We start from the raw sequence: 11716 nt of genomic DNA, 5'->3' as shown, positions 1-11716 counted from the left end.
ACGAGCCCCTTTCAGAGTTCCTCACGAGCCGAGCGAAGCTGAGCGACCTCGGTCTCGAGTTCGACGAGGCGTCGATAGAGTGCCTGGATGGCGGCCATGGACACCCCGTTCGCGTCGACGACGGAGATCTGCCGGTCCGAGGATCCCAGCCCGAATGCGGCGGCGAAATCCTGTGCCATCGGACCCATGTGACGCACCGACGGGTGGTCGAACCCGTAGGTCCACACGCTGAGCGGCATCTCGGCGAGGCGTTGCAGAACCTCGTCGGCGCCGGCGGGCACCGGCCGATCGGTGTGGACTCCGCGCCGGTGGCTCAGCGCCGAATTGAGCCAGGCAATCGGGTGACGGGTGCGGGCGGACAGCCGCGCACGCGCTCGCCCCCGGCCGGTGTCCACCCACTGGCCAGGGGCGCCCTGTGCGCGCTCGGTGCTCGTATTCATAGAGTCGGCCACCGAATCGCCTCGATTCAGTCCGTGAGTTCGGTGACGTCGTGCTTGATCGTGACGTCGCTGAGCAGGAGCCCGAGCCCGAGCCCGACCGCTCCCAGTCCGAGTCCGAGTCCGATGCTGAGGGCAGCGCCGCCGAGTCCGATTACAAGTCCGAGCATGATTCCTCCTGATGGTTGTCTGGTGCCGGAAGGTCCCGTTTCTGTGTGGAACTCCCGATCTGTGAACACCTACAACCCTGATTCATCGACGCCGGCGCCGAAACCAACCCAAGGGGTGGCGACGCCCACCCTCTTCCCGACAACCGCGTGGCATAACCGAAAGACTGAAACAGCTGTGCCACAAGACAGTTGATGTGACTACATTGCTCAGGACGTCATCAGATCATCACCAGAAATCCAGTGCTTGTGCGTTCGCGGTGGATTCGGCGTGCGTCGGGCGCAGTGCACCGCCGATCGCATAGACGGTGTGGCCGACCACCGCGACGGCCATCCCGTGCCTCACCGTGGGCATGGCGGGCAGGTTCGACCAGGTACCCGTGGACACGTCGTAGGCCTCGACCGCCGACAGCACGCGGGTCGGTTCCTCACCGCCGATCACCACGATGCGCCCGTCGATGAACGCGGCGCCGAGTCCGCCACGCGGAGTCGGCAGCGAGGGCAGTGTCGCCCAGTCCCCGCTCACCGGGTCGAACCGTTCGAAGGCCCCAGTATTCTTGTCCGAGGCCAGGTTCCGTCCACCGACGGCGTACAGGTACCGGCCGTCCGACACCGCGCCCAGATGCTCACGCGAGGTCGGGATGTCCGCGGCGGTGGCCCAGGTGGTGCCGTCGAACACCTCCGTGGACGACAACAGCTCGTCGTCCGCCTGCCCGCCCGTCACGACGATCTTGTCGGCGACCACCGCGGCCGCACCCGCCGCGCGGGGCCGATCGAGGCGGGGGAGGTCGACCCAGGCCCCGTTGCGTAGCGCGAGCACGCGGTCCGAGGCCGTCGCGGTCTGATTCGGTCCCTCGGGCATCCAGCCGCCGAGGACCACCAACTCGCCCCGGTAGTCGACGGCCATCGCGTGATTGAGCGGCAGCGGGAGGTCGGGGCCCGACTTCCAGGTGTCGATCGCCGGGTCGTAACCCTCGACCTTCGGGGTCGAACCCGTCGCGTCCAGGCCACCGAACACCCAGATCGTCCCGTCCGACATCGCCGCCGGCGCCTGCTGGCGGGCTATCGGCGCATCCCGCAGCGGCCGCCACGCCGGTGCCCACTGGGTCTTGCGCGGCGCGATCTGCAGGGCCTCGGACACCGCGGTCGACTCGGCGTGGGTGGCCTCGGTGGCTCCGCCGATCGCGTAGACGGTGTTGCCGACCGACGCGACCGCCATGCCGTGTCGCGGGGTGCGCAGCGCCGGCATCTGCATCCACGTCCCGGCGACGACATCGAAGGCCTCGACGGTCGGGAGCACCCGGGTCGGTTCCTCGCCGCCGACCGCCATGATCCGGCCGTCGATGAACGTCGCACCGAGGCCGCCTCGCGGGGTGGGCAGGTCCGGCAACGATGACCACGTCCCCGCCACCGGGTCGAACCGCTCGAGCGCCGCTGAGTTCTTGTCCGAGGCCAGATCTCGGCCGCCGACGGCGTAGACGTACGTGCCATCGGACACCGCGGCCAGGTGCTCCCGCGGGGTCGGCAGGTCCCGCGCGGTTGTCCACGTGGCGCCGTCGAACACCTCGGTCGTCGGCACCAGCGCGCCGTCGGCCTGCCCACCCGTCACCACGATCTTGCCCCCGACGACGGCCGCGGCCCCCGCCGCGCGGGGCCGGTTCAGCGGCGGGAGGTCGACCCAGCGCCCGTCCCGCATCGCCATCACCCGATCGGAAGCGACCGCGGTCAGGTTCTGACCGTCCGCCTGCCAACCACCGATCACCACCGGCTCCTCGTTGAAGGTGACAGCCATCGCGTGGTTGAGCGGGACCGGCAGGTCTGGCCCGGCCTTCCAGGTGTCGATGGCCGGGTCGTAACCCTCCTGTTTCGCGGAGACTCCGTCCTCGTCGAGCCCGCCGAACACCCAGATCGTCCCGTCGGCCTCCGTCACCGCGGTCTGCTGGCGCGCCACGCGGGCGTCCCTGACCGAACGCCAGGCGGCGGTCGGGTCGACGGGCGCCGCGACGGTACCGCCCTCGGCGCCCCGACCGTTCCCGCCGGAGGTCTGGCGGGCCAACAGGTAGCCGCCGCCCACGACGGCGACCACCACCGTGATCAGCGCGAGCGCCACCAGGACCCCCCGCCGCCTGCCCGTCGGCGGTCCACCGGGCGGCCCGGGAGCAGGCCACTGCGGCCCCGTCGACGGCCACGCCGGGGGGCCCGAGGGGTGCGGTTCGAGCTGGGGCCGATACGGCGGCTCCGAGTGCACGGCGTACCCCGGATGGTGCGCCTCGGTCACCTGCCCGGTCTGGACTTCCGCGGCCAGGGCCATCTGGTCCGATCGCAGGCCGAGGTGACGCTGGGCGACCTGGAGGTCGTAGCCGAAGTCTGCCGCCGAGGCATACCGGTCGGCGGGATCGGTCGCAACAGCCTTCTCGATCGCGGCGCACACGTCGTTCGGAATGCCCTGGGGCCGCAGATCGGGGACCGGCTGGGAACCGATTCTCAGGAACTGCGCGACCAGGGGCTCGCCGGTTCTGCGTTCGAACGCCGCCCGGCCCGTGATGAGCGCGAAGATCGTCGCCCCGAGGCCGTAGACGTCCGATCTGGCGGTGGGCGATTCGCCCTTGAGCACCTCGGGCGCGGTGAAGGCCAGCGAACCGGTGAAGCCGCCCGTCGCCGTCTCGTAGCCGCCGGCGATGTGAGCGATGCCGAAATCGGTCAGCTGCGGCTCGCCGTAGTCGGTGAGCAGGATGTTCGCCGGCTTGACGTCGCGGTGCAGCGTGCCGGCCCGGTGCGCGGTCTCCAGCGCCCCGGCCAGCTTCACCCCGATGCGGATCGCGTCAGGCCAGGGCAGCGGTCCCTCCCGACGCACCTGGATCGCCAGCGAGTCGCGCGGGTGGTAGTGCATGACGATGTACGGCCGCCCGGTTGCGGTCACGCCGACCTGAAGGACGTTGACGATGTTCGGGTGACCGGACAGACCGCCCATCGCGTAGCCCTCACGCAGGAAGCGTTCGCGGTTCTCGGCGTCCAGATCGGAGGTCAGGACCTTGATGGCGACGATCCGCCCGAGCGATGGCTGCAGGCAGCGGTACACGACGCCGAATCCGCCGCGGCCGACCTCGGTCGCCCCCTCGAACCCGGCCGCGGCCAACTCGGCCGCGATGCCGCGGCCCGCTGCCTGGGTTACCTCGGGGTCGAAGTCGACCATCGGGCGCCTCAGATCCCCCCGGCGCCCATCAGGACGTCGGGCGAACACCATGATCGAAGAACTGCGATGCGCGCCTGCTGCCCGCCGCTCGAATAGGCGGGCATCGCGCCGACGGGTGCGCCGGCCTGCAGGTTAGCGTTCATCAAAACCACCTTTGACGCAGGTGTATCAGGATACGCCGAAGGTCTGACAAGTAGTCAGCCACGCGATTCGCTCGCATCCAGCCTGTGCGAAAAAGTATTCGACCGGTTGAGATGGGCGTCAAGGTGACAGATTCCCTCCCCAGGGGGCCTATCGAGTTTCCGATCTTGCTGCGCGCACATCCGGAGGGCACGATGGAACCGTGCCCTGGGGATGTCGTGGACCGAGCCACTGAGTCTCGTCTGATCTACTCAGACAGGGAAGGTCGCCAGCACCGGCTGGACCTCTCCCCCGATAACCCGCGCCTGACGGTCGGCCGCTCACCGGATTCCGGCCTGGCGTTGTCCTTCGACGAGGAGGTCTCGCGGCTGCACGCGGTCATCGAATGTGTGGGCAGCCACTGGACCGTTGTCGACGACGGCATGTCCCGCAACGGCACCTTCGTCAACGGCGAGCGGATCGCAGGCCGCCGGCGGCTACGCCAAGGCGACACCATCAGGATCGGCGGAACCCTGTTGACCTACAACGAGTTCGGCGGCGCGCTCGACGACGCGACCATGATCGCGGCGAACATGCCGAATGTGCGCTCGTTGACGGAAACCCAGCGAGCGGTGCTGACGGGGCTGTGCCGGCCCTACAAGCACGGGGCGACCTTCGCGAACCCGGCGTCGAATCAGGCGATCGCCGCGGAGCTGTTCCTCAGCGTGGACGCGATCAAGACGCACCTGCGCGCGCTGTTCGCCAAGTTCGATGTCGAGGACCTTCCGCAGAACCAGAAACGGGTGCGGCTCGCCGAACTGGCCATGCAGAGTGGGATCATCAACGAACGCGATCTGTGACCGGCAGGCGGTGAAGATCAGCCGGCGTTGGCGAGCACCCCGCGGTTTGCCGAGGTAGCGGACCCGCCGTGACCCGCCCGCGCGACGAGAGCGGCCACCGCGTGTGCGACCTCGGCCGCCCGTTCCAGGATCACCGAGTGGCCGGCACCGCTGACGCGGACCAACTCCGAGGCCGGCAGTCGCGACGCCATCGCGGCGGAGTGCTCGAACGGGGTCATCACGTCCTCGTCGCCGCACAGGACCAACGAGGGGATGTTCGCCAGCGAGGACAGCGAGGCCGACTCGTCGAAGCCGATCAGCGACTCCAGGAAGCTGGACATCGTCACCACCGAGGTGTCGTTGACCATCGCGGCAGCGAGCGCGACGACCCGCGAATCGACGCGGCGGCTGCCGCACCCGACGACCCGGACGAGGCCGGCACACAGCATGCGGCTGAGGTGCTTCGAGCCCTGCATGACCCGGGGCGCCCGGCGGACCGCCGTGCGGAAGACCGACACCATGGGCGAGTGCAGGAGACGGCCGAGGCCGGCCTCGGTGAGGCCGCTGGCCGCGGATGCGATGAGCGCCATGCCGACGATCCTCGAGCCGATCGATTCCGGGTACTGGCGCGCATAGGCCAGAGCGGTCATTCCGCCCATCGAGTGGCCGATCAACACCACGGGGCCCTCGGGTACCACCGTGCGGATGACGGCGTCCAGATCGCGGCCGAGCTGGTCGATCGTGTAGGTGTCGACGTGGCCGTGACCGGAGTCGCCGTGCCCACGGTGGTCGTAGAAGACCATGCGGACGTCGGCTCCCCAGGAGTACGACAGGTACTCACGGAGGAAGGACCACGATTCCGTACGCAGGCAGTGACCGTGGACGAAGACGGCGGTGATCGGGGCGTCGACACGGCCGTATTCCTGGACGGCGAGGGGCACGCCGTCGTCCGCGAGGACGGTGACGCGGCGACCGGTGTGCTGTCGTGCGCTCGGCGTGCTCAACATTGCGTCCTCCATACCCGGATTCGACCTGGTCTGCCCGCTTCTGCGGGTACTGACCAATTTGCCCCGTGCAGTGTTCTGGAGCCAGCAACCCCAGTACTCGCTATATCGACCCGAGGGTGCGGTTTCTTACACCTCAGGTGGGGATTTCTTCCCAATCAAGCATGTCTTCTCCCGGGCTTGCCCCACCATCACCAATGGGGCGCAAATGTCTCACCCGGTGCTCAGAACGGAGGGGGCCGGTGTCTCTCGCGTTCGCCCAGGATCGCTTCGTGTTCGATGTGGTGGGTACGGAGTTGTGCGCATCGGGCGAGGTGGGTGGGGTCGGTGATGGTGGCGAGCTCGGCAAGGGTGGGTGGCTGGTCGTCGGGGTGCATGTGGGTTTCCCACCAGGTCGGCTCGTAGATCGGGTCGTCGGGCTCGGGTGAGGGCGGTGCGGGCGACGCCGGGTTCGGTGTCGGGGCCGGCCTGGGTGTGGGCTTCGCGCGGGCGCTGCGTCGCTGGTCGATCGGTAGTGGCAGGGTGACGCCGATGGTGCCGTGCTCGCCGATCCAGACGATGACATCACCGTCGAGGCGGACGACGCGGAAGCGGCGGTCGGTCTTGGCCTGGTGGTGGCGGGTGCAGGCGGGTTCGCCGTTGCTCTCGACGCTCCAGCCGCCGGCGTGGGGGTTGTCGGGGTCGTATTCGACGATGTGGTCGAACTGGCAGTCGCGGGCCTTGACGGTGCAGCCGGGGAAGGTGCAGGTGTCGTACTTGTCGAAGACCGCGCCGCGGACGGCGTTGCTGGGCCGGTAGGTCAGCGCGCCGCGGGGCGGGTGGGTGTATCCGCCGTGCCCGTCCGGGAACTGGCCGACCAGCAGGGCGGGGTCGGCGGCGATCGCGTCGACGACGTCGGTGACCCGCGGCCCGCGAGAGTTCGCATCCGACGGCGGCGGCGGCGGATCATGCCGGGCAGGTAATCGCCCGGCAGGTCTGCGCCGCAGGCGATAGCGGGCGGGTACGTCGGGTGGCGGGGCCGAGGCAGAGCTGTCCCCTGAACCGTTGTCGCGCTTCGGTTCCCGCGGCGCCACAACGCCGCCAGCGCTGGTGTGCTCAGGCCGATTGTCATCGCTGGCCCTGTCGCGGCCGATACCTCCCTCCGCATGTATCCGCCGGGCATCACTGATCACCGCCTGCCACGTCGCATCGCCGGCGAGCAGCCGCGCCAACTCCGGATCGATCGGTCCGTGGCCTTCGAGGTGGCTGGGGTTGTCGGCCAGTCGCAGCAGGGTGTCCAGGTCGATGTGGATGTGGACCTCGGGCTTCGGGCGCTCCGGCCGCGGCAGTTTCGATGTGGGGCAGTCGTCGCGTCCGCACTGGCAGTGCAGATAGCTCTCGCCGTGCACCAGCGCCATGAACGCATCCGTCCGCAGAGTGTCGACCGTCCGCGGGTCCTCCCGGCACACGGTCCCCGCCATCTCGCAGATCAGGGAATCGAGGGTCCGGCCCTCCGCGGCGGTCAGCGTCGCATACACCTGCGCCATGCCATGCACGTCCGCGGTCACCGACACCCGCCGAGAATGCCGCTCCCGCCGCTTGCGGAGTTCCTCCGCCTCCGCCGGGTTGACGCGGATCAACTCCCGCATCACCTCCGCCACCAACTTCCTCGGCGTCAAATACAACGCGGCGTCGGCCAGATGCGGCTCCATCCGCCCGAGGGTGGCGTCGCTGATCTCGGCGGTCGCCTCGACAATCGCGAACACCCGCGGAAAATCCACCCGACCCGACACAAACACCGCACGGATCAGCGGCAACCGCAGATCCAACGCATTACCCACCGCCACATACCGTTCCGCCGTGAACGCACTCACCCCCAACGCGAGGGCGGTCTCCATCTCCGCGGACCGACCCGCCCGGTAGGCAAACTCCTCCCCGAACAGATCCACCTCGCACGCGAACTGCCGCCGCGCAAACGCCGCCGCCGTCAACACCTTCCGGGCCGCGGCGATGTTCTCCGCCCGCGCATATCCCTGCAACGCAGCCAGCGCCGCCGTCCCGTCCTCGAAATCCACGACGGGTTCGTCGCCGCAGGCACTCTCACCTGCGCTACCTCGAAACCCCCCGGCATCGAACATGTGTACGAGTCTACGCCTGGCCACCGACGTTGATGATGGAAATGCGTCACCCGCGGGCGTGACTCAGCCCCTGTTCACTAGGCAGAATTCGTGTCCCTCGGGATCTGCCATCACAACAACGACACCTTCGTCATGGTCGTGCCGCTCACCAGTGAACCGACCGCCGAGTGCGATGACCTGAGCAATCCCTTCGTCGATGTCGTCCACGGCGACGTCGAGGTGGAGTCGTATCTTGCCGTACTTCGGCTCGGTCACGGGCTGGAAGACCAGGCGAGGCTGTTGATCACCTGAACGCCCGAGATAAACCCACCCGGGTTCGGACGGTCCCCGCTCGCGGTCCAGCAGCGCACTCCAGAAGGTCGCGACCTGTTCCACGTCCACGCAATCGATCGTCACTCCAACCCATCGGTTCCCCATTCCACAAGTATTGCGGAACTACCGGGCGGTCAACGGCTTCCGAACGTTCTAGAACACCGGCTTCGCCGTGCGCCACGCATTACGGGTGTGCACACGATTTCGGCTGCACCGATGACTTTCGGGTGAATCCGTAGTCGATACCTCTGGATATACCGACAGACAGGAGTCCAGGCATGACGAGACCGTTTCGATTTGGCATGACCTCGGTACGGGTGAACGGTGTGGATCTCGGCATCGAGAGCTTCGGCCGCGAGGACGATCCGCTGGTCCTGCTGGTCGGCGGCACAACGATGTTGTCCTGGCCCGACGCGCTGTGCGAGCGGCTCGCGTCGGGTGGGCGGCGCGTGGTCCGCTACGACCTGCGTGACTCCGGCGCGTCGACGACCCTCGACCCGGAGAATCCGGGGTACGACCTGCGGGATCTGGTTGCCGACGCGGCCGCGCTGGTCGGGGTGCTCGGCGCCGGGACCGCCCATCTCGGTGGGGTCGGCGTCGGCGGGATGGTCGCTCAGGTCGCCGCGCTGGACCACCCGGGCGTGTTCTCCGCACTGACGCTCGTCGGCACCCGGCCCGTGGCGCCGGGCACGGTCGACGAGGACCTGCCGGACCACGACCCCGCGGTCATGGGCGCGCTGTTCGCCCGCCCGCGGCCGGACTGGACCGACCGGGATGCCGTCGCGGCGTTCGCCGCCGAGGGTGCCGAGCCGATGGGCGACGATCCGGAGGAGGCGCGGGCGACGGCGGCCCGGATCTGGGACCGGACGCCGTCGGGCGATCCCGCGGTGCACCAGGCGAACCAGCTCGGGATGGTGTTCTCCCGGATCGACTGCGCCCCGCGATGGCGGGAGCGGCTCGGTGAGCTCGACGTGCCCACGCTCGTGGTGCACGGCCGCGCCGACCCGTTCTTCCCGGTCGGCAACGGCGAGGTCCTCGCCGCCGAGATCCCCACGGCGCGACTTCTCGTCCTCGACGACATGGGTACCGCCCTGCGGCACGCCGCGGCCGACCAGGTCGCCGCCGCCATGCTCGCCCTCTGACCGCTCGGCAGCGAACCGACCAACGAATCGGGGGACGTCCCGGGCGGCGCGGCTCGTCAGTGCCGGCGCGTTACCTGAGGGAATGGGTAGGTGCCCGCGACCACGGCGGAAACGGGCAGGTATGCCCGGAACATGAGGTAAAACTCCGAGGCCGGCGCGGGTAGCCAGTTCGCCTTGGTGTCGGCGGGCTGCTCGTGCGCGACGGTGATCGTGATGCGTCCGTCGGAATCCGGGGTGAGGTCGGCGTCGTGACTGCCGACCTTGAACCGCTTCGCGGGGTTGTCGACCATATACCCGTCGGTGCCATACAGGGTGACCGACCAGAACCCGTCGGGGCGATTGGGAAGATCCGCTGTGTCGACGGTGAGGGTGTAGGCGTGCTCGGCGCCGTTCAGCCGTGCACCCGTGTCATCGCCGAACGAGGTCGGGTAAAGGGCTTCTTCGGGCGGGAGCATGCCGTAGTAGAGGGTGTTGACCCAGGCTCGCAGCAGGTAGTCGGTGCCGTAATCGCGGACACCGGTGTTGTCCGGGTCCGAGCCGACGGCCGACCAGTCCCATCCGTTCCGGTGCAGGAAGTGCACGCCCAACTTCTCCGCCTGCGTCTGGTCGGCTGCCATGCCCTCCAGGAACTTCCAGCCGTCCAGGGTGCCCCGGTACAGCGCGTCGCGGACGGCGGGATCGGCGGGTTCGGTGAAGCCGGATTCGGTCAGGCCCAGCGGTGCGAATCGCGCGAAGTACTCGCGATCACGCTCCGGGATCGGGGTGCCGGGCAGCATTTCGTCGACCATTCTCCAGAACGATGCCGGATCGCCCTTGGCGTCGGGCACCTCGGCTCCGCGTCCCGGCCAGGGTTGCTCGCCGGTGTAGGTCATGCCGCGCTTACCCGCCAGCCAGTCGGACAGCGGAGTCACCGACATGGCGTCCTGTAGCCGGTGCACGGCGGCCAGGTCGTCGGGCCCGTAGACCAGGAACCGGCCGAGCATCGCGCCGCGTTCGGTCGGAGAGGTGATCACCTCCACATCGGCGGGCAGCTCGCCGTCATAGCCGGGGCCGACCAGCAGGTGCGGCCCTGGCCGACCGCGCTTGGTGCGGGTGCCGAACGAGGCGTAGACGTTGGTGAACGCGTCGTAGAACGGCAGCACCCAGTAGCGCTCGGACTCGACCTCCGGGAACTCGATCACCAGCGGCCCGTCCGCCAGGTTGTACCCGAATGCGGTGTAGGCGGTGTCGCTGTTCGGGCTGGGCACATTGCGGTGGGTGTGGTCCACCAGCGTGCGGAATGCGAAAAGGGCGTTGTCGGGTCCCAGCGTGGAATTGTGCATCAGGTGCTGGCGGCGGGTTTCCACCAGCGGCTGTACGTAGACGAACGCATCCCGAATCAGTTGGCTATCCATGGACATATTGCCCCACGGCCCGTCCCGGAGTGCATCATCCGGCGAGGGTGAACGGACCATGGAGGACACGACCATCGCCCTGACGGAACGGCGAACGTCCTACCCGAGTTCGTCGAGTCGCCGCTGAGCTTCCTCGACCCGCCGGCGGGCGCCGAGGAGGTCGCTCTCGCTCCGCTTCGAGGCCTCTGCCGCCGCCTTCTCCGCGCTCAATGCGAATTGCCGTTCCTGCTCTGCGCGTTCGAGTTCACCGCGCAGCGCGGCGATCCGGACCTCGATCCCCGCCGTCCCCTCCGAGGCCTGTTCGAGGTCGACCCGTGCGCGCTCTGCGGTCTCGGTCGCCTGCTCCAGGGCCGCGGTCGCCTCGGCGAGCTCGGTGTGCGCGCCGGCCAGCACGTCAGCCTCCGCCTCGGCCGGCACAACCATCTCCGCCGCCGGCTCCGCGACCATTGCCCCCGGAGCTTGCTCGGCGACGACGCTCAGTCCCGCGGGCCCGAAGCCGCTGTAGCTGGCCGCGGCGACCACACGGCCCGCACGAACCTGGTCCGCGACCTCGGGATCCGCGAGGGCCGCGTGCAGGGTCTGCCCGACCTCCCGCAGCGAGTCCTCGCCGACCTTTCGCCCGCGACCAGCGGCAATTCGGCCGGCCCGCCGGGCGAGTGCATGGACCACCTGCTGCCGTTGCGAGGACAGCTGCCGCAGATCGTCACCGGACAGCTGCCGCTGGGCATCGCGGAGCTCCGCACCCAACAGCAGCAGCGCCTCGATCTCGTCCGGCGACTCGCGGACCAGGATGTTCACCAACCACCCCACCGTCGTCGGCTTCCGCAGGCCCGTGATCGCGGTCGCCAGCGCCCGATCCCCGTTCTCACGCGCCAGGGCTGCGCGTGCCGTCCTGGTCTCGACGAACTCGGCAGGGTCGAGGGCGTAGAGCTCGTCGGTGACGTCGTCAAGGTCCACGCCTCGATCCTGTCACCGACCTCGCTGTCGCGTG

At 69.0% G+C, this 11716-nt stretch carries 11 protein-coding genes; 2 read left to right on the top strand and 9 right to left on the bottom strand.

From position 1 onward, the window contains the following. Nucleotides 1-11: 11 nt before the first annotated feature. The 4 genes from ACFQS9_RS24255 to ACFQS9_RS24240 all read right to left on the bottom strand — a co-directional run bounded on the left by ACFQS9_RS24255 (nt 12) and on the right by ACFQS9_RS24240 (nt 3940). Complete coding sequence (locus tag ACFQS9_RS24255; RefSeq protein WP_378409113.1) at nt 12-440, bottom strand: tail fiber domain-containing protein; 429 nt, start codon at nt 438-440, stop codon at nt 12-14. A 26-nt stretch (nt 441-466) separates the two neighbouring features. After that, the gene (locus ACFQS9_RS24250) at nt 467-607 is read right to left on the bottom strand and encodes a hypothetical protein (protein WP_378409112.1); all 141 of its coding nucleotides are present in this window, start codon (nt 605-607) and stop codon (nt 467-469) included. A 226-nt stretch (nt 608-833) separates the two neighbouring features. Further along, complete coding sequence (locus ACFQS9_RS24245; RefSeq protein ID WP_378409111.1) at nt 834-3797, bottom strand: Kelch repeat-containing protein; 2964 nt, start codon at nt 3795-3797, stop codon at nt 834-836. An 8-nt stretch (nt 3798-3805) separates the two neighbouring features. Further along, nucleotides 3806-3940 carry a hypothetical protein gene (locus ACFQS9_RS24240; RefSeq protein ID WP_378409110.1) on the bottom strand — a complete coding sequence of 45 codons (135 nt, stop codon included), beginning with the start codon at nt 3938-3940 and terminating at the stop codon, nt 3806-3808. 192 nt (nt 3941-4132) lie between these two features. Here ACFQS9_RS24240 and ACFQS9_RS24235 point away from each other — a divergent pair, with 192 nt between their 5' ends. Then, entirely contained in the window at nt 4133-4777 is a 645-nt protein-coding gene (locus tag ACFQS9_RS24235; protein ID WP_378409109.1) for an FHA domain-containing protein, read from the top strand. A 17-nt stretch (nt 4778-4794) separates the two neighbouring features. On the opposite strand, the gene ACFQS9_RS24230 is transcribed toward ACFQS9_RS24235, so the two are convergent. The 3 genes from ACFQS9_RS24230 to ACFQS9_RS24220 form a co-directional block, all read right to left on the bottom strand. Further along, the gene (locus ACFQS9_RS24230) at nt 4795-5763 is read right to left on the bottom strand and encodes an alpha/beta fold hydrolase (protein ID WP_378409108.1); all 969 of its coding nucleotides are present in this window, start codon (nt 5761-5763) and stop codon (nt 4795-4797) included. A 221-nt stretch (nt 5764-5984) separates the two neighbouring features. After that, the gene (locus ACFQS9_RS24225; protein WP_378409107.1) at nt 5985-7877 is read right to left on the bottom strand and encodes an HNH endonuclease signature motif containing protein; all 1893 of its coding nucleotides are present in this window, start codon (nt 7875-7877) and stop codon (nt 5985-5987) included. 63 nt (nt 7878-7940) lie between these two features. Further along, a complete protein-coding gene (locus tag ACFQS9_RS24220; RefSeq protein ID WP_378409106.1) occupies nt 7941-8294 on the bottom strand; it encodes a VOC family protein in 354 nt (117 codons plus the stop codon). A gap of 197 nt (nt 8295-8491) precedes the next feature. Here ACFQS9_RS24220 and ACFQS9_RS24215 point away from each other — a divergent pair, with 197 nt between their 5' ends. Continuing rightward, nucleotides 8492-9331 carry an alpha/beta fold hydrolase gene (locus ACFQS9_RS24215; RefSeq protein WP_378409128.1) on the top strand — a complete coding sequence of 280 codons (840 nt, stop codon included), beginning with the start codon at nt 8492-8494 and terminating at the stop codon, nt 9329-9331. Between the two features lie 56 nt (nt 9332-9387). On the opposite strand, the gene ACFQS9_RS24210 is transcribed toward ACFQS9_RS24215, so the two are convergent. Both ACFQS9_RS24210 and ACFQS9_RS24205 read right to left on the bottom strand, forming a co-directional pair. Next, the gene (locus ACFQS9_RS24210; RefSeq protein WP_378409105.1) at nt 9388-10725 is read right to left on the bottom strand and encodes a DUF1254 domain-containing protein; all 1338 of its coding nucleotides are present in this window, start codon (nt 10723-10725) and stop codon (nt 9388-9390) included. 99 nt (nt 10726-10824) lie between these two features. After that, on the bottom strand, nt 10825-11682 hold the full coding sequence (locus ACFQS9_RS24205) for a hypothetical protein (protein ID WP_378409104.1): 858 nt from the start codon (nt 11680-11682) through the stop codon (nt 10825-10827). Nucleotides 11683-11716: the final 34 nt, after the last annotated feature.

Source organism: Rhodococcus daqingensis, assembly GCF_042665615.1.
In the GTDB taxonomy this organism is placed as follows: domain Bacteria; phylum Actinomycetota; class Actinomycetes; order Mycobacteriales; family Mycobacteriaceae; genus Rhodococcus_G; species Rhodococcus_G daqingensis.
This window is presented reverse-complemented; position numbering and strand designations above follow the sequence as displayed.